The sequence below is a fragment of the Streptomyces sp. NPDC017676 genome, from assembly GCF_044329325.1.
Taxonomy (GTDB): Bacteria; Actinomycetota; Actinomycetes; order Streptomycetales; family Streptomycetaceae; genus Streptomyces.
Map to the genome: position 1 here is coordinate 13,112 of NZ_JBIRJA010000022.1, position 24,089 is coordinate 37,200.

Here is a 24,089-nt window from a genome sequence, read left to right on the forward strand (position 1 = left end):
TCTCCCGATTCGGATGTCGGATCGAGCCGGCGGGGTCACTTCCGGGCGGGCTCGACGGACAGGGCGTGACGGAAGAAGTTCCCCGGGTCCCAGCGCTTCTTGACCTGCTGCAGCCGGGGGTAGTTGTCCTTGTAGTAGAGGCTGTGCCAGGAGATGCCCGAGCGGTTGTGGCGCGGGTCCGCCATGTCGGTGTCGCAGTAGTTGATGTAGCAGCCGTCCGTACGGCCGCCGATCACCGGAACCCCCTTGGTCTCGGCGAAGAACTCGGCGTACAGGCCGCGGATCCAGTCCAGGTAGAAGTCGTCGTCCCGCGCGTCGGGCCAGAAGGTCTGGAAGGTCATCTTGAACACGGAGTCGCGCTGCGCGTTCGCCGTGGCGTCCGGCGCGACCGCGTTGACCTGGCCGCCGAAGGAGAACAGCACCAGCATGGTGTCCGGGTTCTCGAAGTCGGGCCGCGTCATGTACTTGTACAGGGCGGCGATCTGCTGGTCGCTGAAGTTGCGGCGCATGTAGCCGGACTTGTGCGCGGCCCGGGACACGGGGTTGGTGATGGTCGGGTTGTTCGTGCCGACCAGCCGGGCGGCGTTCAGCCACGGCATCACGCGGGGCTCCGCCAGGTCCGGCAGGTGCGGGATCTCCCCGTTGCCCTTGGCCATCGGCCGTGGGGTCAGACCGGTGCCGGCGGTGATCGCGGCGAAGTAGTCGTCCAGCAGCGTGCGGGCGCCGGGCACGGTCGCGTCGACCTGGGTGAACATGCCCAGGCTGCCGTGGGCCCGCGAGCTGACGTTGAAGAGGCTGGACAGGTGCCGGTAGGGGGAGTCCGGCGCGCTGTGGGCCTCGTGCCAGGCACCGAAGTTCTTCAGCAGCCGGGTGAACCTGGCCTCGTCGAGGTCCTCCCAGGGCAGGTCGACCGCGTGGACCAGGACCTTGGAGGGCGGGGACATCAACTGGTCCTCCGGAGCGGTGCCCCTGGCGTCGGGCGAGCGGAACCAGTAGCGGGTGACCAGGCCGAAGTTGCCGCCGCCCCCGCCGGTGTGCGCCCACCACAGGTCCCTGGCGGGGTCGTCCGCCTCGCGGGTGGCGACCGTGGTGCGGACCCGCCCCCGCTCGTCGACGGTGACGACCTCCACCGCGTACAGGTGGTCGACGACCAGGCCGTGGGCGCGGGAGAGCAGCCCGTAGCCGCCACCCGCTATGTGGCCGCCGGCGCCGACGCTGTAGCAGATGCCACCGGGGATGGTGACACCCCAGCCCTTGTACAGCGCCTCGTAGACGTTGAGCAGCCGGGCGCCGGGCTCGACGTAGAAGGCGCGTCTGGCAGGGTCGTAGCCGACGTCCGTCATCTCCGAGAAGTCCAGGATGACCTCGACCTCCGGGTTGCACACCAGCGGCGCGAAGCAGTGGCCCCCGCTGCGCACGGAGACCCGCTTGCCGGCCCGGTGGGCGGCGCTCAGCGCGCGTTCGGCGTCCCGGGTCGAGCGGATCATCTTCACGTAGTCGGGCCGGGCGACGTACCGCTGGTTGTTCCCCGTGGTCAGAAGGGGGTAGCGCGGGTCGTCGGGGCCGATGAGCGCGCCCTTCTCGTACGGCTCCGCGGCGTGCGCGGGGGAGGCGGTGGCGGTCAGCCCGGCCGCCGCCGCCGTCACACCGCCGGCAAGGGCGGCGCCGCGGGTGAGGAGGGAACGGCGGTCCAGGGGTGCGGCGGTCCTGCGCGTGGATGCCGTGGCAGGCGATGTCATGTACACCTCATGTGGAATCGATGGGTCGGGGAGGGAAAGTGCGATTGCTCACCGGGGTGAGGCGGTGGCTCCGTCCAGGTGTCGTCAGATCTGGCGCAGGGCGCCGCCGTCGACGGTCCATTCGGCGCCGGTGACCTGACCGGCGAGGGGGGAGAGCAGATAGGCGACGACCGTGGCCACGTCCCGGGGGTGACCGATGCGCCCGCTCGGCAGCCGGCGCTCCTCGCGGACGAAGCGGTCGACGGCCTCGTCGGGGGAGGTGCCGTAGCGCTGCGCGAGCTGCTCGGCGAAGCCGCCCGGCGCGTCGAACAGTTCGGTGCGGGTCGGGCCCGGCGAGACGACGTTCGAGCGCACGCCCACGGGCGCGAACTCCGCCGAGAGCGACTTGGAGACCGACAGCAGCGCCGTCTTGGCCGCCGCGTAGTCCAGCAGGGGCGGCGCCGGGTAACGGGCGGCCTCGCTCGCGATGTGCACGATGCTTCCCGAGCGCTGCTCGACGAGTGCCGGCAGCACCGCGCGGGTCATCCGGACCGCGGAATGCAGATTCAGTTCGAACGTGGCTTTCCAGTCGTCGTCGGTGGTTCCCAGGAATCCCGTACGGGCCGTCAGACCACCGGCGTTGTTCACCAGACCGTCGATACGCCCGTACCGGCCCAGCGCGGCTTCGGCAATACGCCGGGCAGCCTCGGGATCGGTGACGTCAGCGGTGAACGCCCATACGTTTCCGTCAGCCGGGTCCCACCTCTCGGCGCGGCGTGCGACACCGACCACGCGGGCTCCCTCGGCGGCCAGCAACCGTGTGACGGCCGCGCCGATCCCGGCAGACGCACCGGTGACGACGTACACCTTTCCGGAGAGTTCCAGGTCCACGGGGACTCCCTTCCGTGTCGCTTTCCCCTCAAGCGGCTTCCAGGCCTTCCGCGGCTGCCGGAAGGCGCGTGCGGGAGGCCACGAATTCGCCGAGCCACCGCCGGAAATCCGGTCCCAGGTCCTCGCGTTCCCAGGCCAGCCGGACCACGGCGCGCAGGTACTCGCCGGGATCGCCGGTGTCGTAGCGGCGCCCGGAGAAGACCACCGCGTGCACCGGGCCCGCGGTCCCGGTCCCGCACATCGTGCCGAGGGCGTCGGTGAGCTGGATCTCACCCCCGCGCCCCGGCCCGGTGCGGCGCAGGACACCGAAGACGCCGGGGTCGAGGACGTAACGGCCCAGCACCGCGTAGCGGCTCGGCGCCCGGTCCGCGGACGGCTTCTCCACCAGCGCGGTCACCCGCAGGACGTCGTGCTCGTCGGTCTCGGTCACCGCCGCGCACCCGTACCGGGAGATCTCGTGCGGGGCGACCTCCATCAGGGCCAGCACGCTGCCGCCGTACCGGTGGCGGACCTCGATCATCCGGGCCAGCAGCGGATCCCTGGGGTCGATCAGATCGTCGCCGAGAAGTACCGCGAAGGGGTCGTCGCCGACATGGGACGCCGCCCGCAGCACCGCGTGGCCGAGCCCCCGCGGTTCCCCCTGACGCACATAGTGGATGTTCGCGAAGGAAGCGGGAGAGGCGAGCCGGGACAGCTTGGTGTCCTCGCCTCTTTCCCGCAGCATGGTCTCGATTTCGAAACCGCGGTCGAAGTGGTCCTCCACGGGGCGCTTGTTCCGCCCCGTCACCATCAGGATGTCGGAGAGGCCCGACGAGACGGCCTCCTCCACCACGTACTGAATGGCCGGCCTGTCGACCAACGGCAGCATTTCCTTCGGCACGGCTTTCGTCGCCGGAAGGAATCGCGTGCCCAGTCCGGCGGCCGGGATGACGGCTTTCATCAAGCGGCGGGAACTGGTCATGCGGCGAATTTATCGACCGGGCGCCCGGCCGGACGAGGAGTTCCGGCCGACGCGGAACCGATTCAGTAGCTTCGCCCTTCACCTGCGCCCGCCAGGGCTGCCGACCGTCCGGTGAACTGCTGAGATCGCGCGGTGGGCGAGCCCGCGGAGCGTGAACTTACCGAAGACGTCGATCCGGTTTGCGTTTTCCCCTTCACCCACTCTCGGAGGAAGCGGCACACCGCCAGGTGGACACGGGGAGGCGACGCGCTGTGCCGAGGACGAGGCCGCCCGGTGCCCCGAGCACCAGCGCGAGCAGACCCGTACCGGCTCCGGCTCGGCGGCGGCCTCCGCCGGATCCGGGACAGCCCTGAAATGCGACGTCCCGGTGGTACGGGGGAGAACCACCGGGACGTCTCCACCCAGCCTACGCCGCACTTTTCGCCCGCGCGCGGAGATTGCGGGACGCGTCCGGATACGGTCGTGCGGGCCGACGGCTGCCCGGCCCGACGACGGCATCGGATGCCCAGAGCGGGCAGACCTCCACCAGCGTCCCGGTGGCAGGCCGGGGCACGGACGCGGCGAAGAGCACCGTGGCCGCAAGCGGAGCATCGTCACCGAGACCCTGTGACTGCTGCCGACGGTGCCGGTCACCGCGGCGAGCGCGCAGGACTCCGTCACAGGGACCGAGCTGATCGCGCCGGGCGGCAGTCATGACACGTATGGCAGCTCCAGCGCTCGGCAGCTGACCGCATGCGAAGGCGGCCTGGGTGACTGTGTCCGGCCGATGACGTGCCATCGAGCTCACGGGCCCGGCGGCCTGTGCGTGGCCGCAATACCTGTCGGACACGCGCCGTTGCTCGCATGGATCGGGTCTCGTGACCGAGCCCGAGCGTCGGCATCGAGAGAACGGAGCATCCGGCGTGGACGTCTTCATCATCGGCATCACCGGCGGCATCGGCGATGCGCTGGCGCGGAGACTGCGCTCTCGGGGAGACACCGTCCACGGGCTCGTTCGCCGGGGTGACCAGCAGGCCGCCCTCGTGGCGCACGGCGTGCGGGCAACGGTCGGCGACCTTGCCGGCATGACCGTGGAGGAACTGGCGGCGGCATTCGGCGACGTCGACGTGATCGTCTTCAGCGCCGGCTCGAACGGCGGCAGCAAGGAGGTCACGAAGGCCATCGACGGCGACGGGGCCGTCAAGGCGATCGATGCATCACGCCGCGCCGGTGTGGAGCGCTTCGTGCTGGTGTCGGTGCTTCCTGAAGCGTGGCGGGAACGCAGCCTCGGCGACGAGGTCGAGTACTACTTCGCCGTGAAGAAGGGGGCGGATGTCGCTCTCAGCCGCAGCGACCTGAACTGGCTGATCCTCCGTCCGTCCCTCCTTGTCGACGACCCGGGAATCGGCACCGTATCCCTCGGGCCGGCCGGGTTCCACGGCCGGATCGCCCGCGAGGACGTGGCCGCCACGCTCGCCGAACTGCTTCACGAGCCGCGGATCGGGCGGCAGATCCTCGAACTCGACACGGGATCGACATCCGTCGAAGAGGCGGTCCGGGCGAACGTCCGCTCCTGACCACCCGGTCGGCTCGCCGAGGCCGTGGGAGGAGGCCGCCAGCCGTGGACATGCCCCCGCCACCGCGCAGCCAACGGCTACCACGGCCGATCGCGACGTGCGTCTTCGTCGGGGGGATGCGGTGGACGAGTTCACACGATCTTGAGCGTGGTGCCGCTGTTCTCAAGCGCGGTGGTCTCGTCGGCGGGCGCGGTGGCGTCGGTGACGAGGATGTCGACCAAGGTGGAAGGGCCGACGTAGGCGTGTGTGGTGCGGCCGAGTTTGCTGCCGTCGGTGGCGGCGATGACGCGACGTGCCGATGTGATGACCGCCTTCTTCACCGCTGCTTCGTCGAGGTCGTAGGCGGTCATGCCGTCGCCGGCCGTCAGGCCGCAGCAGCCCAGGACGGCGGTGTCGAACCGCAACGCCGACAGGGAGGCCAGGGTGAGGGGCCCGGTGAGGGCTCCTTCGCCGGCGCGGGGCCGGCCCCCGGGCACGAGGAGTGCGGTCGGTTCGGGGGCGTCGCTGAGGACATCGATCGCCTGCAGTGACAGGGGCATCACGGTGATCTGGCGTCCGCGCAGCAGGCGCGCGACTTCCAGACAGGTCGTGCCGCTGTCCAGCAGGACGGTCTCACCGTCGGCGATGAGCGCGGCCACCTCCGCCGCGATCCGGCGTTTGGCGTCGACGGCTTCATGGGCGCGCAGCGCGAAGGGCGGTTCGTCTCCTCGCAGGAGGAGCGTGCGAGCCCCGCCGCGGAACCGTTCGAGGACGCCTTGGGCGGCCAGGTGGTCCAGATCGCGTCGGATGGTCATTTCCGAGGCACCCGTCAGGCCGGCCAGTTCGGCGACTGTGGCCGTTCCCGCCTTCTGGACGGCCTGGGCGATCAGTCGATGACGTTCCACGGTGCTCATACCGTGATTCAACACCACGCTCATCGAACATGTGGAGCGTTCGAATAGCGCGGTTACAAACAGAGGCATGTTCGTTATGGTGTTCCCATGAAAAGAGCGCTGCGCGTCTCCCGCGTTGTGACGTTTGTCTACTTCATCCTCAATGGCACGTTGCTGGGCATGTGGGTGGTACAGATCCCGGCCGTCGAGGAACGCGTGGGCATCAGTCACGCTGCCCTGGGCGGGTTCCTCGTGTTGCTGGGGGCAGGGGCCTTCGCCGGCATGCAGGTCGGCGGGCGTCTGTCCGACCGGCTCGGCACGCGCAGCGTCGTCCCGGCGGCCGGAGTGCTGTGCAGCGTGACCCTGGTGCTGCCTGGTCTCGCCCAGGAGCCATGGGCCCTCGGAGCAGCACTGCTGGTCTTCGGTTTCGGGAACGGCACCCTCGACGTGAGCATGAACGCGCACGCGGTGCAGGTGGAGAAGGCGTACGCACGGCCGGTCATGTCGGCCTTCCATGCCACGTTCTCCGTCGGCGGCGTCCTGGCCGCGCTCGCCGGCGCCGTGGCCATCGACATCGGATGGCACCCGACCACGACGCTGGGCGTTGCCGCAGGCGTCGGCGTCATCACCGCCCTGGTGTCGGCCCGTGGTCTGCTGCCCGCCGAGCCGGCCGCCCCCGTGGCCGATACGGAGGGGGAGCCAGAGGTGAGGAACCGCTCCGTTCCCACCCGGATCTGGCTCCTGGCCGTACTGGCTCTGCTGATCATGTTGTGTGAGGGCGCCGCCAACGACTGGAGCGTCCTGCATCTGAAGACCGTTCTGGGCGCGTCGGAGAGCACCGCCGCCTTCGCCTATGGGACGTACGCGGCGACGATGACCATCGGCAGGCTCCTGGCGGACCGGATATCCGCGCGGTTCGGGCCCGTCGCCGTCCTGCGGGGCGGCTCGGCCCTGGCCGCCGTCGGTATCACGGTCGTCACCTTCTCGCCATGGGTCCCGGGGGCACTGACCGGCTGGGCGCTCTTCGGTTTGGGCCTGTCCGGCTGTATCCCACAGCTGTTCAGCGCCGCGGGACACACCGACCCCGCGGCCGCCGGCACCAATGTGTCCCGGGTCGCCGGACTCGGCTACATCGGCATGCTCGCCGGACCCGCTGTCATCGGCTGGATGACCCATGTCATGGCCCTCAACCACACCTTCCTGCTCCTCGCCCTGTTCTGCGCGGCGGCTGCCGCGGCGGCCGGCGTCCTGCGGCCCTCGCCGGAACGGTCCCGGGTGGCCGAGCTGACATCCTGACCGCCTGCGCGGCGCGGCCTGACGACGCGCCGCGCAGGCTTGTTCCCCCTGATGCGGGGTCGCCTTCCCGACGCGTGGACCACCAGGAATGCGAGATTCCGACAACACGCGCCCGGCCGCGTGTCGGGGTGGCCAGGGCGGCCAGGGCGAGGGCGCTGACGGCCGAGACCACCACGAACACCTCACCGCGGCCGCCGCGTTCGGCAGCCCGCTGATGCTCGGTGGACTGGCGGCGGCCTGCCTGCCCTCGCTCCGTATCCGGCCCACCACACCATCGAGCGGGCAGTCCGCCGCTCCAGCCGGCCATCCTGGGCCGTCGGCAAGTGAGTTCTGCGCTCTCGGCGGTGACGGACGGTGCCGCCAAGAACAAGACTCCCACTGTGACGGATGTCCGCCGTTGGCGTGCCGTCCGATTCGCGGCGCCGGCGCGAGCAGCAGATACACAACTCTGCCGGTCTCGCGGTCGGGGCGCGCCGCCCGGCGCCTGTGTCAGGTCCGTGGGGAAGTCGCAGACCGGTTGTGAATATCCAGGTCCCCGTCCGTGCCCTTCGCCACAGCATTGCTGCAAAGCAGCGAAGTCGGCGTGCCGATATGGCCCCTCTATATCCTGATATCTGAGCCCACATCCACCGCCGGGCTGGGCGGGCAGTGCCGAGGGCGGGGCCAATCACCTGCGCCTGGAGGGCTTTATGATCTACGACGGAACTACTGGCTCCGCGTCCGTCCTCCTGTCGCCGACGATTCTTGGCGACCGCGAACGTAATCGTCTGAGCGGATCGCGTGACGGTGACGCAGGTGAAGAAGGGTGAACTCCATGGCTCTCGGGCTGCTCCGACGTCGGCGTTCCCGCGATGCCGGGCCGAGCATCTCGGTCCCCCTGCCGCCCGGTGCCGGCGCGTTCGGCTTCGAGGTCGTCGATCCCATGGAGCAGCCGATGGGCGGAGCCGAGGTCACTGTGACCGCGCTGGACAGCCACAGGGTCGCGACACGGGGCACCACGGATCCCCACGGCTACTTCATAGCGACGCTGCCACCGGGCTCCTACAGCGTGTTGATCGCGGCTGAGGGCCTGTCACCCGCCCGCGAGACCCTCGACATCGCCGCCGGGGTGGCCCTGTCCCCGGTGCGCGTCGCGCTCCACCCGGCCCGCCAGATGGAACTTCCGACAGCCGGAACCTGGCTGTTCGACCCTCCGCACACCGCTATCCGGTTCATCGCCAAGCACGTGGGCATGGCCCATGTCCACGGGCGGTTCACCCGCTTCCAGGGCGGCATCCGCATCGCACCGAACATGGCCGACTCAAGTGTCTCGGTGCGCATCGACGCCTCCAGCGTCACCACGGGCAACAACACCCGCGACAACCACCTGCGTTCCGCCGACTTCCTGGACGTCGAACGCTACCCGTACATCGACTTCGTCAGCACCCGGTTCGCCCACCGCGGCGGCTCCAAGTGGACCCTGCACGGCACACTCACCATGCACGGAACCAGCCGCTCCGTCGGCCTCGACACCACCTACCTCGGGATGGTCAACGGAGGCTACGAACAGGAACTGCGCTGCGCGGCTCTGGCGAAGGCGGAACTCCACCGGGAGGACTTCACCCTCAACTGGCGCTCCATGCTGGCCCGCGGCATCGCCGTCGTGGGTCCGACCGTCCAACTGGAGCTGGACGTCCAGGCGATGTACCGCACCCACGACACGCCGACGCCGCCGCAGTAGGTTCGGTGCCGATGGAATGATCGACTACGCGGCGCTCGACTTCACGAGACGGTCCGCGACATCGATGTCGTACTCGACACGATCGATGGCGACACCGTCGAGCGGTCGCTCGAAGTGCTCCGCCCAGACGGTCACCTGGTGACGGCGGTCGCCGGATGGCTTGCAAGGGTCCCGGACGATGTTTGTCGACGATCTGATCGAGAGCCAGCTGCCATGGCTGAGCGGTTACCTGCGGCCCATCGCACCCGCTCGGCGCAGGACGAAGGGCATCGCCCGGGAGCGGTCAGGACCGTGTTCTCAAGGGGCGTTCCCTCGGCGTAGCGCCGCAGCTGCCGCCGGAGAAACTCCCGGGAAGCATCCTCGAAGGCGTCCGTGAACGCTCCGACGTGTGGGGTCAGCAGCGCGTCGGGCAACTGCCACAGGGGGTGGCCGGCGGGCAGTGGCTCGGGGTCGGTGACGTCGAGGGCGGTCAGCAGCCGACCGCTCGCCACCTCGCTGGTCAGCGCGTCGGTGTCGACGAGTTCGCCCCGGCCGACATTGACCACTATGGCGCCGTCGGACAGCAGGGCCAGGGTCCGTGCGTCGAACATGGCACGCGTCCGCTCGGTCGCCGGCGCGCACAGGACGACCGCGTTCATGGCAGGAAGGAGGCCGTGGAGGGCCTCGGCGCCGTGAACCACGCCCTCCGCGGTGGTGCGGGGCGTGCGCGCGAGCCGGACCACCGTGCAGCCGAGCACCCCGAGCCGTTCGGCGACGGCACGGCCCACCGGCCCCTGCCCCACCACCAGGACGCGCTTGCCGCCGAGAGTGGTGAGACTACGCGGCCTCCACTCCTCGCGGCCCTGCTCACGCGCGAACCGGCCGATGCCGCGTGCGGAGGCGATGAGCAGGCCGACGGCCAGCTCGGCGGTCGGACCGGCGTGCACTCCGCGCCCCGTGCACAGCCGGGCACCGGACGGCAGCAGGTCCAGATGGGGCAGTAGATGGTCGTACCCGGAGCTGAGCACCTGGAGGACGTCGAGGCCGCGGCTGCGGGACAGCGCGTCGACGAGCGAGCCGTACCCGGTCGTGCCGGGGAAACCGGTCAGGAAGCGGACGTCCTCGACGGGGGTGGGGTACAACTCGGTGCCGCCCCAGAGGTGACAGTCCAGTTCCTCGGGGAGGTCTCCGAGTTCCTTCGGTTCGTACGGTATCCAGGCCACGGGTTTGCTGATGGCGTCTGCCGTCATGGTGCCTTCCTGCGTGCTCGTGCGGTCCACTCACGGACACCGGCCGTACGAGGCGGTGGCGGTCGGGGCTCGACCGGGGCTTCCGGCTGTGCCGTGAGTGGGTCGGTGGTGACGCGGAACTCCACGCGGTCGCGCGGCGTGCGGGCCGTCCGAACGCGCCGCAGTCGTCAGTCCAGGGGCTTGATGGTGCCGGTGAGGGCCAGCGGGGTGCCGTCCGGCAGGGTGATGCGCGAGTGGACCACACCGCGTTCGAAGTCGTCCAGATGAGTGACGGTGGCGCCGGACTCCTCCTTCCAGGATGTGAGGAACACGTCGGGCCGGATCTCCGCCGCGGTGATGGCCACCGTCTCCACGTAGCCGTCCGGCACCATGCCTCCGCCGGCGACGACGGTGAAGGTCATGCGTTCCTCGGACTCGAAGTGCTCTTCCAGGGTCAGTGGACCCAAGTCGACGAAGTACCGGCGCTGGGTCATCCGCTCCTGCGACATGACATACCTTCCTGAGGGGACTCATGCGGTCCCCATCAGGTTTTCTCAGGTCCGGCACCGGGCCATCCGTCATCCGACCTACAACTCCACATCGCAGACCCGGACTCGGGCGACGGTCGTCTCGCCGTGGTGCCGTGGCGGCAGGTGAACGCGCGGCGGGCGCTGGACGGCGTTCACTGCCGCTGTCGACGGCGCGCAGGACCGCGTGCACCTGCGCGCCGCTCACAGGCGGAACGGCGGGACAGCGGAGCGGCGGAACGGCGGGACGCGCGGGTCCTCGATGTGGGAGACGGGGACATCCCGCCACCGTGCGACAACTACTGCATACCTTCCATCCCGGCCCTTGCCTCACCTATCGAATATCGATAGATTCCGATCGCGATTCGATGGAAGGATGGATCATGGGAAAGCTGACCGTACGTGCCCTGCGGGCTGTGCTCGTGGTGGTGCTCACCGGCACCGTGTTCGTGCAGGCATTGATGGTGTGGACATTGGTCAGCGGGAGCGACCCGGAGGACGGTTCGCTCCCGCTGACCGCGCTGCGTCTGATCACGGTCCTGGGCATGGTGGCGGTCCAGGTCGCCCTGGTCTGCGTATGGCGGCTGGTGACGATGGTGCGACGCGGAACCGTGTTCTCCCACGCCGCCTTCCGGTACGTGGACGGCGTGATCGGCGCGATCGTGGCGGCTGCCCTCGTGTGGTTCGCGGTCACGGTCATCAATGCGCCGGGCCAGCGGGACGACCCGGGCGTCACCGTCATCATGGGTGGGGTGGGCGTGGCCATCCTGGGAGTCGCGCTCATCGTGCTCGTGCTGCGAATGCTGCTCGCCCAGGCCGTCGCGCGCGACGTCGAAGCGTCGCAGATGCAGGCCGAGTTGGACGAGGTGATCTGATGCCGATCGTCGTCGACATCGACGTGATGCTGGCCAGGCGCAAGATGTCCGTGGGCGAGCTCGCGGACCGTGTGGGGATCACCCCCGCCAACCTGGCGGTGCTCAAGAACGGCCGCGCCAAGGCGGTGCGCTTCGCGACGCTCGCCGCGCTCTGCGAGGTGCTCCAGTGCCAGCCGGGCGACCTGCTGCGCTGGGAGGCCGAGGACGCCGCGGGCGAATGACGTGCCCTTCCAAGAATTCTGGAAGGGACTGCGGCGGTGCCGTACTGTCCCTTGAAGCCGCGGCGAGCTGGGGGGTGCTGGCGTTGCTGCCGGGGGTGCTGGTGGTCCGGCGCTCAGCGATCAGGATGGCTGGACTTGGTCGAAGAGGGCGAGGGCCTCGGCGGGGTCCGGGCTCACGAGGCGTTCCAGACCGGCCGTCGTGATCTTCGCCCACCTGCCGGCCCGTGCCCACATCTGTTCCTCGAAGGCGCGGACGGCCTCGTCCGGGTTCTCAGGGCCGGTGGCGATGGACTCGGCGAGCTCGGCGCCGTCCAGCATCGCGAGGTTCGCGCCTGCCCCCAGTGGGGGCATCAGATGGGCGGCGTCACCCAGTAGCGTCACTCCGGAGACGTGGGTCCAGGTGTGGGACACCGGCAGGACATAGATGGGGCGGTGGATGAACGCGTTGCCGTGGCGGAGGAGGTCGAGGACGGGGGCGGCCCAGCCGTCGAACAGAGCCAGCAGGCTCGATCGCACGGCCTCGACGTCGTCCAGGTCCAGGTTCGAGTGCCAGTCCACCGGCGCGCGGAACTTGGCGTACACCTTGACGTGGCCTCCGCTGTTGCGCTGGGCGACGAGGGAGCGGTTCACGCCGTACACAGCCACGGAACCGTCGCCGATCAACCGCGCGAGGTCGGGGTGGCGGGTGTCGACCTCGTCCAAGGAGGTCTCCACCGAGGTGACGCCGGTGTAGTACGGCGTGGCCGACGAGACTGCGGGGCGCACCCGGGACCAGGCGCCGTCCGCGCCGACCACGAGGTCGAACGTCTCCTGTCGCCCGTCCGCGAAGTGGACCAGTACGCCGTCCCGGGTCTCCGGCACCACCCGCGTCACACCCCGCCCCCACTGGACGTCGAGAGGGCCGAGCAGCAGGTCACGGAGTCGCCCGCGGTCGATCTCGGGATGGGCCCGATCGTCTGGACGGGGTCGCCAGTCACGCAGAACGGCGCCGGCCGTGTCCAGGATGCGCATGGCCTGCCCCTCGGGGCGGGACAGCGCCCGGAACTCCGCCAACAGGCCCGCCTTGTCCATCGCGAGCTGGCCCAGCCCTTCGTGCAGGTCCAGTGTGCCGCCCGGAGGGCGAGCGTCGGGGGCCGAGTCGCGTTCCAGGACTGCGACGGGGTGACCGTGGCGGTGCAGGACACGGGCGAAGGTGAGGCCGGCAGGACCGCTCCCGACCACGGCGATACGACGTCTCATGGCGATACACCGTATTGCCTCGATACAACGCATCGCAACAGTACGATGTCGCCATGACTGTGTGGGACCGGCCGGAGCCGACGAATCGCCCCGTGCCGCTGGACCGGGAGCGGATCGTCGCCGCCGCCATCGCGCTGGCCGACGAGGGCGGGCTGGACGCGGTGTCGTTGCGCAAGGTCGCCGCCCGGCTGAACGCCGGCCCGATGCGGCTGTACGGATACATCTCCACCAAGGAGGAGTTGTTCGACCTCATGGTGGACGAGGTCCAGGCCGAGATCCTCCCCGAGGAGCAGCCTGGTGACTGGCGGGAGGCGCTGCGCACCCTCGCCCACCGCACCAGGCAGGCCGCTCTCCGCCACGAATGGCTCGCCGATCTGCTCGGCGGCCGCCCGACCCTGGGCCCGAACGGCCTCGCCGTCACCGAGGCCACGCTGGCCGCCCTCGACGGCCTCGGCGACATCGACACCGTCATGCGCGCCGTGGAGACTGTCAGCGCCTACTTCACTGGCGCCATCAGGCGCGAGATCGCGAACCTGCGGGCCGAGCGCGCCACGGGCCTGTCCAAGCGCGACTGGCAGCGCGCCTCCGGTCCGCATGTGATGAGGATGTTGGCCACGGGCCGCTTCCCGGCGCTGGCCAAGGCGGTGCACGACGGCACAGACGTGGATGCCGAGGCATCCTTCGCGACCGGCCTGGACTGGGTCCTCGACGCCGTGGCCGTCAAACTCACCCGGCCGCAGCCGTGACGCCCTGCCCGTGCCCGAGCGTCAGTCGTGCGCATGACCCGGTGATCATTCGAGTTGCTGGACGCCGGGTTGACCGACGTACGGGAATGTTCGCCGGGCGGGTGTGGTGGAAGGGATCGTGATGGTGAAGGGGACAGTGTCCCCGGGCCTCATCCATTGCATGCGAGGACGATCGTTCGGCTGAAGCCCCGCATTGCCTTTCGCCGCGTAGGCGACCGCCCTTCACGATCACACCCCTCGCGGGTTCAGCCCCGGCCGGCACGCCGGCCGGGGCTCATGTGCTCCAGGGCGCGTTACGGAGGGGCTTGTCCGGTCGGCAGTGCACGCACTGCGGTACCTGGTTCCGAGGTCAGGAGCCTCGCATGGCCTTGATGTCTTCGGCCTGCTTCGCCGCGCCACCGATCGCCCACTCCGCGCTCGGTGTCTCAGTGATGAACGCGTGCGTGGACTGGCGCATCGGCTCGCCCGCGATCTCGATGAGTGTTTCGGAAAGGCGTTCCACCAGTTGGCGCTTCTCCTCGTGAGTGAAGACACCCTCGATAACCTTGATCTCCACGACAGGCATAGGACCCTTCCCTTCCTCGTGATCGTGCCTATCGGTGAGGCTAAACAGCGCATATGACCGCCGCGCGATGTGCGGGGCCATTCAGCGCACCAGGGCATGTCCGGTCCATCGGAGCCTGGCGCTTCCCTGACTCACCGTTCCCCACGGCTGCCTCGGCAGGCCGTCGTGCGGCAGCTGTCAGCCCACCCGGCGTGGTCACATGGCGCCGGGCTCCGGTTGATCGAAGTGGCTTGACTGCGAGGGGGAATGCAACAGAAGCTGTTACAACAAGCGAGGAGGGTTGATGGCGGCGAACAGTCGACTGACCATCGCGACGCATGCGCTGGCGTGGCTGGCGTTGGCGCAGCGCCGTGGCCAGGAGGTCCTGACTTCGGATCAGGTCGCGGCCAGCGTCAACACCAACCCCGTGATCATCCGGCGCAGCCTCGGTGACCTGCGACGAGCCGGCCTGGTGGAGGTCCGCCATGGCGCAGGTGCGGGTTGGAGTCTGGCCCGTGCGCCCGAGGAGATCACCCTGCTTGAGGTGTATGACGCCGTCGATGCGCAGCCACCGTTCGGCCTGCACCGCACCGAGCCCAATCTGGAGTGTCCGGTCGGCCGGGGCATCCGGCCCGCCCTGAGCGGCGTCTACGGCCGGGTCGAGCGGGTCATGCGGCAGGAGCTGGCGGGAACGTCGATCGCCGATGTGCTGCGCGAGACGCTGGTGAGCTAGCCGACAGGCCGGTGCTCAGGCAGCCGGGCCTACCGCTTGCTGTAACAAACACTGTTCCAACAATCGAACGAGGGGGAGGACCGGTGGAAGCCTTACGGTGTCCAGTCGTCGAACTGCGGCAGTACACGCTGCACCCAGGACAGCGAGACGTACTGATCGATCTGTTCGACCGGGAGTTCGTGGAGTCGCAGGAGGCAGTGGGTGCGACCGTCCTGGGGCAATTCCGTGACCTGGACGACCCTGACCGGTTCGTGTGGCTCCGCGGCTTCGAAGACATGCCGCGCCGGGCCAAGGCCCTGGAGAGCTTCTACGGCGGGCCGGTCTGGCAGGCACACCGCGACGCGGCGAACGCGACGATGATCGACTCCGACGACGTACTGCTGCTGCGGCCGGCCTCGGCGCGCGGTGGGTTCCCGGCGCCGGTCGGCTCCCGGCCGATCCCCGGCGAGCCGGCCTCATCGCCACCGTCGCTCGTCCTCGCCACGATCTGGTACGGGACCACTCCGTTCGACGCAGCATTCGTCGAGTTCTTCCAGCAGCACGTGCGCCCCGTACTGGCCGAGACCGGCGGCGAGCCACTGGCACACCTGCGGTCGGAACACTCCCCGAACACCTTCCCGGCGCTGCCGGTACGGATGAACGAGGAGGTCTTCGTATGGTTCGCACGTTTCGCCGACGAAGGCCACATGGACCAGCACCTGAACCGCTTGCAGCTTTCACAGCGCTGGCGCGAGGAGGTGCTGCCGACCCTTTCGCAACGGTGGGCCAGAGCCCCACAGCGGCTACGGCTGGCACCCACCGAGCGGTCAATACTGTGGTGAGTGCCAAGGCGCGCTGGCGATCGTCGTGACCTTCGTCGGATGAGCGGGAGGACGGTCAAGTGATCCGAATCCTGCAAGTGAGCACTCGCCCTGAAGTGTTTCGCGCGCAGGTGCCGGTGCCCACGAGGCCGGCCCGCTGCAGCACCCGTTGGGCGCCCTCCGCCGCATCATGGCGAACCGAGGGCCGCCGGCCGGTCGTCCGAACGCAGCCGCTGCGCTATCCGGCCAGGTGCGATGCCTTTGTGCCATTCGCAGGCAACTTGCCTCCGGCATCACCGGCGCCCGGCTACACAAGAAGGCTGGGGTGGCGTTCTGCCGTCCCGGTGCAGTGGTGGCCGGTCGGTGGGGGAGGTCATGAGCCCCGCACACGCCAAGGACCGGCGGCACCCGGCGGCGCCCACCGCGGGCCACGGGTCTGGGAAACGGGGGAGGAGCGATGGCAGCACGTCGACCGCGCCTGCGCCTGAAGAAGCGGACGCGCAGGCAGTTGCGGGGCTGGGGTGCGGTGGTGGTGGTGATCGCCGCGGTGTGGGTGGCCGGGCACTGGTCGGTGATGTGGCCCGTCCTGGTGGTCGTGCTCGCCGTGGCCGTGGTGGGCGGGGTCGGATGGGCGCTGTTGCGGGCGCATCGCCTGGCGGTCGGCCAGGACCGTGGGTGGCGCGAGCAGGAGGAGGCCAGGGCGCGGGAGTTGTCGATGGCCGAGGTCGACGCGTTGTCGTGGCAGGAGTTCGAGGCGTACGTCGCCGATCTGTGCCGGCGCGACGGCTGCACGAAGGTCGTCGTCAGCGGCAAGAGCGGCGATCTGGGCGCGGATGTCGTCGGCTACCTGGCCGACGGGCGCAAGCTGGTCGTCCAGTGCAAGAAGTATGCGCCGCACCGGAGTGTGTCCTCGCAGGACATGCAGAAGTTCGTCGGCACCGCCCGCCCCGAACACGGCGCCGACGTCGCCCTGTTCGTCGCCACCTGCCGCGCGTTCACGAAGGACGCCCTGGGCCTGGCGCTGCGCCAGGACATCGTGGCCCTCCACCGCGACCTGCTGGGCTCCTGGGTCAGGGGGGCGCATCTGGAGACCCTGATCCCGCTGAGCGGAAGCGGGGGAGGCACGCGACGGCGCCGTTCTGCCTGACCGCGCCCCCCGGGGCCGTGGCCGCCTGGCGAAACACCGACCGGGTACCGCTGTCCTGAGCGGCGTCGGCCGGGCTTCCTGGAGGTGGGCGGCTCACCGCCCCCGTTGGTGACGGGGGCACAGCCTGCGGTGCTCAGCGGGTGGGTTCTTCGAGAGGGCTCGGGGATTCCAAGCGGGGATCTGGATCCCCCCGGGAACCAGGTCGCCTCCGTGTGCGCCGAGTAATGTGACTCCGCATGATCGAATCCGAGACTGAGATCAGCGAGGATCTGGTCCGCGACCTGCTGCGGGACCAGCATCCGGACTTGGCCGCGCTGCCCATCCGCGAGGTGGCGGGCGGCTGGGGCAACCAGATGTGGCGCCTCGGGGACGAGTTGGCGGTCCGTATGCAGCGGATGGACACCAACCCGGATCCGCAGCTAAAGGAGCACCGGTGGCTGCCGACCCTGGCCCCACGCCTGCCGCTGTCGATCCCGGTCCCCGTGCGGGACGGTGCGCCGTCCGAGCGCTTTCCCAAGATCTGGACCGTCATGACGTGGGTCGAGGGCACGCCGCTGGACCACGACTCGATCACCCGCAGCGACGATGCGGCCGACGTCCTGGCGGCCTTCCTCAAGGCACTGCATGTGGAGGCGCCCGCCGAAGCACCGGACGCCTCGGACCGTGGCGGTCACCCCAAGGAGTGCACGGAGGGCTTCGAGCGATTTCTGCGGGCCGTGGACCTCGGCCACTTCGTCGAGGACGACATCCGGGCCGTGTGGGACGATGCGGCCGCGGCTCCCGGATGGCAGGGCCCGCGAGTGTGGGTTCACGGCGACCTGCATCCCGCGAACGTCGTCGTCGCGGAGGGGACCCTGGCGGGCGTCGTCGACTTCGGCGATGTCTTCGCCGGCGACCCGGCCTGGGACCTTGCGGCCGCCTGGGTGCTGCTCCCCGCGGGCGGCGCCTCGCGGTTCTTCGACAGCTATGCGCAGGCGGACGAGGCGGCGGTCAGACGGGCGCGTGGACTGGCCGCTATGAAGAGCCTGTTCCTGATGCTGATGGGCCAGAACGGGGACCGCGGCCTGCCGGGCGGCAAGCCGAACTGGGGTCCCGCAGGCCGGTCGGCGCTTGAGCGCGTCCTGAAGGGCTTTTGACGTCGGCATCGATCGGCCGACGCGGGATGCCCCCGGCCTCCGGGGACGGGGCGGCCACGTGAGGTTGTGGCTCAGCGATGGTCTGGGCAGACCGGAAGCGTCCATCTCAGGGCGTAGTCCTGGAACAGGTGGCCGAGGCTGTCACGGCACCCCCGGACCAGCGGATCCTGCGAGTCGCGATGAGTCCTGCGGCGCCCGGCGGTCGTACTGTCGAACCCGTCTCGTCAAGGAGGACTTCCGATGCGCAGCGTGACCTGTTCGATGAGTGTCTCACTCGACGGCTACATCGTCGGACCGGACGGCGGCTTCGACTGGACGGCGCCCGACGAGGAGGTCTTTCGCTTCGCCACCGACGAGGTGCGAGGGCTCGGCGTCCACCTGTTGGGACGACGGCTGTACGAGACGATGCTGTACTGGGAGACCGCCGATCGGAATCCATCGCTGGACTTCTCGACGCTGGAGTTCGCCGCGATCTGGAAGGCGCTGCCCAAGGTGGTGTTCTCCACCACGCTGCCGGCGGTCCAGGGCAATGCCCGCCTGGCCTCCGGCGGCCTGGCGGAGGAGATCGAGCGGTTGCGGGTCGAACCGGGAGAGGGGAACATCGCGATCGGTGGCGCGACACTCGCCGCCGAGGCGGCCGCGTCGGGTCTGATCGACGAGTACCGGATCAGGGTTCACCCGGTGCTGGTCGGCGGTGGCATCCCGTTCTTCCCCCAGCACGAGCGCCGGGTGGATCTCGAACTCGTCGAGACCCGCACCTTCGGCTCAAGAATCGTCTACCTCCGCTACCGCGTGGCGCGCTAGCCGGCTCGTCCGCCGAACGCCGAGTCCGGGTCTCCCTGACACACCGCTCGCCCGCCGAGCGCCGAGTCCCGGCTGCCTCCCTGACACACCGCCGGGCGGCCTCCTCGTGTCGACCGAGGCAGCTTGATCCGTCGGGCAGGGCCTATGGCATGGCGGCGGCTGCCTTGGGGACGTCGGCCAGCCGCAGGCCGACGTCCACGAGGGCCCAGCCGAGGCGGTGGCGGAGATCCCGCGGACGCCGGGCTGCCGCGGCGAGGCGGTACATGTCGGCTTCGGCGCGGAGTTCGGCGGCACGGAAGTGGTACAGGGCGTGCTGGATGTCGGGGCGCATCGGACTGTGGCCTTTCATTCCGTGGTGAGGGGGAAGGCGTGTGTGTGGATGCGTACCTGGGCGGTGCGGGCCTCGTCCTCGTCGGCGGCCCGGTCGCGGTACGTGTCGACGAGCGCGTGCATCTTCTCGACGAGTTCCCGGGTCAGTTCGGGCGTCAGCCGCAGCGTCGCGCTGCTCATCTCAAAGGTGCGGCTCCACTCCTCGGGCCACGCGTGGCGGTTGCCGAGCCAGGTCGACAGGTCCCGGGTCTGGGTCGTCGCCACCTCGTGGAGGTACATGTCGGCGGCCCCGCGCACGTCCGGGTTGGCGTCCGTGAGCAGTGTGTCGTCGAAGCGCAGGCCCTTGTGAACGGCCTTCCACCACCGCTCGCGGCCCCTGCCGCGTTCGGGAGCGTCTTCGATGAAGCCGTGGGCTGCGAGCTGCCGGAGGTGGTAGCTGGTCGCGCCGCTCGACTCGCCCAGCTTCTCGGCGAGTCGGGACGCGGTGGCCGGACCGCCGAAGCGCAGGGCGTCGAGCAGTCGCATGCGGAGTGGGTGTGCGAGCCCGCGCAGGGACCGGGCATCGAGATGGCGGACGTGCGAGTCCTGGGGCTCGTTCATGGCTACAAAGGTAGTGATGCAAAGGAATGCTTGCAACGGGTTCTTTGCAAGTTTCCGCTCAAGTGCAAGCCGAGCCGGGCGCATTACCCTGAGTCCATGCGGCAGGGGGCGGCGGCAGCGGCGGGGGAGTGGCGGGACTGGCGGGTCGGTGACCGGGTCCTCGGGGTGTACGAGGTGACGGGGGCTCTCGGTCAGGGCGGCATGGGGCGCGTTCACCGGGTGCGGCACCTGGGATGGGGCACCGATCTCGCCGTCAAGAGCCCGCGGCCGGAGCTCTTCCGGGACGAGGCGGACAAGGAACGGTTCGTCCGTGAGGCGGAGACATGGGTGGGGCTGGAACTCCATCCGCACCTGTGCGGATGCCACTACGTGCGCACGATCGACGGGGTGCCGAGGGTGTTCGCGGAGTACGTGAACGGCGGAAGCCTGCGCGAGTCGATCGACGACGGCCGGCTCTACCACGGAGCACGCGACGAGGTGGTGGGCCGGATACTGGACATCGCGATCCAGATGGCGCGCGGACTGGCGCACGCCCACCTCAGCGGGGTGGTGCACCAGGACGTCAAGCCGGGCAACGTGCTGCTCGACCGGCAGGGCACCGCGAAGATCACCGACTTCGGTCTCGCGCGCGCCCGGCACTTCGGCACCCGCACCCCCTCCGCCGGCCGAGTGGCAGATGGGGCAGCACCGCACGAGACGGCACCGCACGAGACGGCACCTCACTACACAGCACCTCATGAAGCGGCACTTGACGAGGCGGCACTTCTCGTGACCCACGGCGGATTGACGCCCGCGTACGCCTCACCCGAGCAGGTGCGGGGCGCGCTCCTGAGCCGTCGCACCGACGTGTGGAGCTTCGCGGTCAGCGTGCTGGAGATGTTCACCGGGGCGGTGACGTGGGGCGTGGGGTCCGCCGCGGGTGCGGCACTCGCGGCGTACCGGCTGGGCCCGCCGGCCGACGCCGCGGTGGCCTCGATGCCGGAAGCGCTCGCGGATCTGCTGGAACGCTGTCTGCGCGAGAGCGTCGAGGAGCGGCAAGACGACCTGGCGGCGGTGGCCGGGGAGCTGGCCGAGGTGTACGCACGGGAGGTCGCCCGGCCGTATCCACGCCGGGCGGAGGATGCCGCCGTACACCGGGCCGACGGGCTGAACAACCGGGCGATGTCCCTGCTCGACCTCGGCCGGACGCGGGAGGCGGAGGCCGCGCTGGCCGAGGCGCACGCCGTCGACCCGCAGCACCCGCAGGCCACGTACAACCTGGGGTTGCTGAGGTGGCGGGCCGGCACGCTCGCGGACGACGCGCTGGTGGACCAGATGGAATCGGCCAGGGCGAGCGCGGAAGGGCCCTCGACCGCCGACCACCTCCTCGCCCACGTGCACCTCGAACGCGGCGACCACGAGTCCGCCCTGCCCCTCCTGCGTGCCGCGGCCGCGACCGCGGGGGCGACCGCGGACGCGGACGCCGGCACGGCCCTGCGCGACGCGCTCGCGCACGCCGAGCGCGAACACGCCGCCGGCGGGCGCCTGCTCGCCACCTTCACCGGGCACCGGGCGCTCGTGCACGCGGTGAGTCTCAGCGCGGACGGCAGCCGCGCGCTGTCCGGTGACGAAGCCGGGGAGGTACGGCTGTGGGACACGGCCACCGGCCGCCCGCGCGCGCTCAAGGGACATCGGGCCGCCGTGCACGCGGTGTCCCTGAGCCCGGACGGCCGTCTCGCCCTCACGGGTGGGCACGACGGCGACGTGCGGGTGTGGGACACCGGGACCGGCCGCTGCCTGCGCGGGCTCTCCGGGCACACCGGCTCGGTCCGCGCCGTCCGCCTCGCCCCCGACGGGAACACCGCCCTGACCGGTGGCTGGGACGGCACCCTGCGCTGGTGGGACGTGGCCACCGGCCGCTGTCTGCGGGTCGTCGGCTCCCCTGGGGGTCCGGGTGGCGCGGGCCGCGGGATCAACGCCGCCTGCCTGAGCGCCGACGGCCGGCTCGCCCTGTTCGTGGGCGGTCGGACCGTACTCTGGGACCTGGTGGACGACCGGCCCGTGCGGACCCTGGACCCCGGCACGATCTGGCCGGCCGCGCTGAGCCACGACCGGCGGCACGCGCTGACCGGCGGGGACGACCGGGCTCTGGTGTGGTGGGACCTGGCGACCGGCCGGTCCCTGCGCATCCTGCGGGGGGACGCACGGCCACCCTGGACGGCCGAGCTGAGCGCCGACGGGCGGTTCGCGGTGTCCGGGGCCATCGGCGGCACGTTGCGCTGGTGGGAGCCCGCCACCGGGCGTTGTCTGCGCACCTACGACGCGCACTTCTCCCAGGTGACCTCGGTCAGCCTGAGCGCGGACGGGCGGCGGGTGCTGACCGGGGGCGACCACCGGGTACGACTCTGGCAGCTGCCCACCCCCGACGCGTACACCGCGCCCTTCCAGATCTGCCGCCCCCGCTCCCACACCGAACTCACGAAGTACGACGACCGGGTCGCTGCGCTGCTGGACGACGCCGAGTCGGCCGCGGGGCGGCAGCGGTACGCGGACGCGGTCGCCCTGGTGGCCGAGGCACGCGCCCTGCCGGGGCACGAGCGGGACACCCGCGCCCTGGCCGCCTGGCACCGGCTCTCGCTGGTCACCGTACGGACGGGGGTGCGGGGCGCCTGGCCCGCCGGGACCGTCGAGCTGCCCACGTCCGGTACGCAGGCCCACGCCACCGCCGACGGCCGGCGCGCCCTGTGCGCGGACCTCGACACCCTGCGCCTGTGGGACTTCGAGGACGGCGGCCGGTGCGTGCGTACCTTCGACGGCCACGACGGAGCGGTCCAGGCCGTCTCCCTCAGCGCCGACGATCGCCTCGCCCTGTCGGGCGGCGAGGACGGGACGGTCCGCCTGTGGGACGTCCGCACCGGTCGCTGCCTGAGCGTCCTTGAGGGGCACGCGGCGAAGGTCCGCTCGGTGAGCTTCAGCGGCGACGGACGCTTCGCCTTCTCCGGCGGGGAGGACGGCTCCGTGCGCTGGTGGGAACTGGCGACCGGACGGATGCTGCGGGCCTACGAGTACGGAGGGCAGAGGGTGTACTCGGTGTGCCCCAGCGCCGACGGGCGGTTCGTCCTCTCCTCCGGGCAGGGCAGCAGGGCGCGGCTGTGGGAGCTGGACTCCGGCCACCGAGAGCGGACCTTCGAGGACCTCAGCCGCGACGCCACGACCCGGTCGCCGCTCCTGGGGGCCCTGCACTCGGCCCAGCTCACCACGGACGGACGGCACGCGGTGACCGCCAACGGCGACGGGCGGGTGGTGCTGTGGGACGTGGCGGCCGGGCGGCGTCTGCACGTCTTCGAGGAACACGCCGGAAGCGACGGGCACGCGGAGCCGACGACGTCGCTGTCCCTGAGCCCGGACGGCCGATTCGCGCTCGCCGCCGGCTGGGACACGACGGTACGGCTGCTGGACCTGCGGGCCGGACGCTGCCTGCGCACCCTGGGCGGGCACCGGCGCTGGGTGCTGTCGGTCCATCTGAGCGTCGACGGGCGGTACGCGGTCTCCACCGGGACGGACCGGACCCTGCGCCGGTGGGAGCTCGACTGGGAGCTGGAGGCCAGGGAACCGGCGGACTGGGACGAGGGCGCCCGCCCGCACCTGGAGGCGTTCCTCGCCACGCACACACCGTTCGGGCGGCCTGTGCCGCACGGCCTCCAGATGGTGTCGTACGACCCCCAACTGGCCCGGCACGGACAGCCGGTGTGGTCCGACGCCGACGCGGACCTGCTGCTGCGCCACCTCGCCCGGGCCGGATACGGGTGGCTGCGGGCGGACGGTGTGCGGGCGGAGCTGGAGCGGATGGCGGCGGCGTGGCAGGGTCCGCGTCCGCTGCCCGCACCAGGGCGGGAGCCGACACCGGCGCGGGTGCTCAGTTCAGCAAGGTCTCGATATCGGGCTTGGCGAGGACGCCGGCGCAGCTGACGCAGACCGGCCTGCGCAGCACACGCCGGGTCACGCACCGGTCGCAGAAGTAGGCGCGGCAGCCCGCACAGTGCCAGAAGACCACGGCCCAGTGCTCCGGGTCGTTCCTGGCGACCGGGTTGCCCCCCGGGACGCGCGACACCGACAGCAGGCGATCACAGCCCCTCCGGGAACACATCATGACGGCCATGGAACGGACCGTAGCAGCGCGGGGAGA

The 24,089-nt window shown here is 70.6% G+C and carries 23 protein-coding genes and 1 pseudogene; 13 read left to right on the forward strand and 11 right to left on the reverse strand.

Annotated features, from left to right (window positions below; all coding sequences use genetic code 11):
- Nucleotides 1-35 precede the first annotated feature (35 nt).
- The 3 genes from ACH4LD_RS36265 to ACH4LD_RS36275 form a co-directional block, all read right to left on the reverse strand.
- On the reverse strand, nucleotides 36-1,739 hold the full coding sequence (locus ACH4LD_RS36265) for an FAD-dependent oxidoreductase (RefSeq protein WP_398058422.1): 1,704 nt from the start codon (nucleotides 1,737-1,739) through the stop codon (nucleotides 36-38).
- 84 nt (nucleotides 1,740-1,823) lie between these two features.
- The gene (locus tag ACH4LD_RS36270) at nucleotides 1,824-2,609 is read right to left on the reverse strand and encodes an SDR family NAD(P)-dependent oxidoreductase (protein ID WP_398058423.1); all 786 of its coding nucleotides are present in this window, start codon (nucleotides 2,607-2,609) and stop codon (nucleotides 1,824-1,826) included.
- 28 nt (nucleotides 2,610-2,637) lie between these two features.
- Nucleotides 2,638-3,570, reverse strand: coding sequence for a UTP--glucose-1-phosphate uridylyltransferase (locus ACH4LD_RS36275; protein ID WP_398058424.1), 933 nt, complete (start codon nucleotides 3,568-3,570; stop codon nucleotides 2,638-2,640).
- Nucleotides 3,571-4,472: 902 nt separating this feature from the next.
- On the opposite strand from ACH4LD_RS36275, the gene ACH4LD_RS36280 reads away from it, so the two are divergent.
- Nucleotides 4,473-5,126 (forward strand): NAD(P)H-binding protein, encoded by a 654-nt coding sequence (locus ACH4LD_RS36280; protein ID WP_398058425.1) that lies wholly within the window; start codon nucleotides 4,473-4,475, stop codon nucleotides 5,124-5,126.
- Between the two features lie 131 nt (nucleotides 5,127-5,257).
- Here ACH4LD_RS36280 and ACH4LD_RS36285 read toward each other — a convergent pair whose 3' ends face one another.
- Nucleotides 5,258-6,019: a DeoR/GlpR family DNA-binding transcription regulator gene (locus tag ACH4LD_RS36285; protein WP_132789337.1), complete on the reverse strand. Its 762-nt coding sequence runs from the start codon at nucleotides 6,017-6,019 to the stop codon at nucleotides 5,258-5,260.
- 87 nt (nucleotides 6,020-6,106) lie between these two features.
- On the opposite strand from ACH4LD_RS36285, the gene ACH4LD_RS36290 reads away from it, so the two are divergent.
- From ACH4LD_RS36290 to ACH4LD_RS36300, 3 genes and pseudogenes are all read left to right on the forward strand, one after another.
- The gene (locus ACH4LD_RS36290) at nucleotides 6,107-7,294 is read left to right on the forward strand and encodes an MFS transporter (RefSeq protein ID WP_398058426.1); all 1,188 of its coding nucleotides are present in this window, start codon (nucleotides 6,107-6,109) and stop codon (nucleotides 7,292-7,294) included.
- A gap of 814 nt (nucleotides 7,295-8,108) precedes the next feature.
- Entirely contained in the window at nucleotides 8,109-9,014 is a 906-nt protein-coding gene (locus tag ACH4LD_RS36295; protein ID WP_398058427.1) for a YceI family protein, read from the forward strand.
- Nucleotides 9,013-9,167: pseudogene (locus ACH4LD_RS36300) on the forward strand (zinc-binding dehydrogenase); the annotation flags it as partial. The gene ACH4LD_RS36295 and the pseudogene ACH4LD_RS36300, both read left to right, overlap by 2 nt.
- Here the strand turns inward: ACH4LD_RS36300 and ACH4LD_RS36305 are convergent.
- Nucleotides 9,146-10,243: an NAD(P)-dependent oxidoreductase gene (locus ACH4LD_RS36305; RefSeq protein ID WP_398058428.1), complete on the reverse strand. Its 1,098-nt coding sequence runs from the start codon at nucleotides 10,241-10,243 to the stop codon at nucleotides 9,146-9,148. The pseudogene ACH4LD_RS36300 and the gene ACH4LD_RS36305 overlap by 22 nt on opposite strands.
- 167 nt (nucleotides 10,244-10,410) lie before the next feature.
- Nucleotides 10,411-10,731 carry a MoaF-related domain-containing protein gene (locus ACH4LD_RS36310; protein WP_398058429.1) on the reverse strand — a complete coding sequence of 107 codons (321 nt, stop codon included), beginning with the start codon at nucleotides 10,729-10,731 and terminating at the stop codon, nucleotides 10,411-10,413.
- A gap of 401 nt (nucleotides 10,732-11,132) precedes the next feature.
- On the opposite strand from ACH4LD_RS36310, the gene ACH4LD_RS36315 reads away from it, so the two are divergent.
- The gene (locus ACH4LD_RS36315) at nucleotides 11,133-11,624 is read left to right on the forward strand and encodes a DUF2975 domain-containing protein (protein ID WP_398058430.1); all 492 of its coding nucleotides are present in this window, start codon (nucleotides 11,133-11,135) and stop codon (nucleotides 11,622-11,624) included.
- A complete protein-coding gene (locus ACH4LD_RS36320; protein WP_132789344.1) occupies nucleotides 11,624-11,845 on the forward strand; it encodes a helix-turn-helix transcriptional regulator in 222 nt (73 codons plus the stop codon). The genes ACH4LD_RS36315 and ACH4LD_RS36320 overlap by 1 nt, the downstream gene beginning before the upstream one ends.
- A 120-nt stretch (nucleotides 11,846-11,965) precedes the next feature.
- Here ACH4LD_RS36320 and ACH4LD_RS36325 read toward each other — a convergent pair whose 3' ends face one another.
- The gene (locus ACH4LD_RS36325; RefSeq protein WP_398058431.1) at nucleotides 11,966-13,084 is read right to left on the reverse strand and encodes an FAD-dependent oxidoreductase; all 1,119 of its coding nucleotides are present in this window, start codon (nucleotides 13,082-13,084) and stop codon (nucleotides 11,966-11,968) included.
- A 53-nt stretch (nucleotides 13,085-13,137) separates the two neighbouring features.
- Between ACH4LD_RS36325 and ACH4LD_RS36330 the strand changes: the two genes are divergently transcribed.
- Nucleotides 13,138-13,830, forward strand: coding sequence for a TetR/AcrR family transcriptional regulator (locus tag ACH4LD_RS36330; RefSeq protein WP_398058432.1), 693 nt, complete (start codon nucleotides 13,138-13,140; stop codon nucleotides 13,828-13,830).
- 349 nt (nucleotides 13,831-14,179) lie between these two features.
- Here ACH4LD_RS36330 and ACH4LD_RS36335 read toward each other — a convergent pair whose 3' ends face one another.
- Nucleotides 14,180-14,395 (reverse strand): tautomerase family protein, encoded by a 216-nt coding sequence (locus tag ACH4LD_RS36335; RefSeq protein WP_103812128.1) that lies wholly within the window; start codon nucleotides 14,393-14,395, stop codon nucleotides 14,180-14,182.
- 283 nt (nucleotides 14,396-14,678) lie between these two features.
- On the opposite strand from ACH4LD_RS36335, the gene ACH4LD_RS36340 reads away from it, so the two are divergent.
- From ACH4LD_RS36340 to ACH4LD_RS36360, 5 genes are all read left to right on the forward strand, one after another.
- The gene (locus tag ACH4LD_RS36340; RefSeq protein ID WP_132789352.1) at nucleotides 14,679-15,107 is read left to right on the forward strand and encodes an Rrf2 family transcriptional regulator; all 429 of its coding nucleotides are present in this window, start codon (nucleotides 14,679-14,681) and stop codon (nucleotides 15,105-15,107) included.
- An 83-nt stretch (nucleotides 15,108-15,190) separates the two neighbouring features.
- Complete coding sequence (locus tag ACH4LD_RS36345) at nucleotides 15,191-15,928, forward strand: NIPSNAP family protein (RefSeq protein WP_398058433.1); 738 nt, start codon at nucleotides 15,191-15,193, stop codon at nucleotides 15,926-15,928.
- Between the two features lie 436 nt (nucleotides 15,929-16,364).
- Entirely contained in the window at nucleotides 16,365-17,054 is a 690-nt protein-coding gene (locus ACH4LD_RS36350; protein ID WP_398058434.1) for a restriction endonuclease, read from the forward strand.
- A 236-nt stretch (nucleotides 17,055-17,290) separates the two neighbouring features.
- A complete protein-coding gene (locus ACH4LD_RS36355; protein WP_398058435.1) occupies nucleotides 17,291-18,190 on the forward strand; it encodes an aminoglycoside phosphotransferase family protein in 900 nt (299 codons plus the stop codon).
- Between the two features lie 240 nt (nucleotides 18,191-18,430).
- Complete coding sequence (locus tag ACH4LD_RS36360; RefSeq protein ID WP_398058436.1) at nucleotides 18,431-18,994, forward strand: dihydrofolate reductase family protein; 564 nt, start codon at nucleotides 18,431-18,433, stop codon at nucleotides 18,992-18,994.
- Nucleotides 18,995-19,136: 142 nt separating this feature from the next.
- On the opposite strand, the gene ACH4LD_RS36365 is transcribed toward ACH4LD_RS36360, so the two are convergent.
- Complete coding sequence (locus ACH4LD_RS36365) at nucleotides 19,137-19,325, reverse strand: hypothetical protein (RefSeq protein ID WP_398058437.1); 189 nt, start codon at nucleotides 19,323-19,325, stop codon at nucleotides 19,137-19,139.
- A 14-nt stretch (nucleotides 19,326-19,339) separates the two neighbouring features.
- A complete protein-coding gene (locus ACH4LD_RS36370) occupies nucleotides 19,340-19,924 on the reverse strand; it encodes an ArsR/SmtB family transcription factor (protein WP_398058438.1) in 585 nt (194 codons plus the stop codon).
- A gap of 96 nt (nucleotides 19,925-20,020) precedes the next feature.
- Between ACH4LD_RS36370 and ACH4LD_RS36375 the strand changes: the two genes are divergently transcribed.
- The gene (locus ACH4LD_RS36375) at nucleotides 20,021-23,872 is read left to right on the forward strand and encodes a protein kinase (protein WP_398058440.1); all 3,852 of its coding nucleotides are present in this window, start codon (nucleotides 20,021-20,023) and stop codon (nucleotides 23,870-23,872) included.
- Here the strand turns inward: ACH4LD_RS36375 and ACH4LD_RS36380 are convergent.
- Entirely contained in the window at nucleotides 23,820-24,062 is a 243-nt protein-coding gene (locus ACH4LD_RS36380) for a hypothetical protein (protein WP_132789366.1), read from the reverse strand. The genes ACH4LD_RS36375 and ACH4LD_RS36380 overlap by 53 nt on opposite strands.
- Between the last annotated feature and the right edge of the window lie 27 nt (nucleotides 24,063-24,089).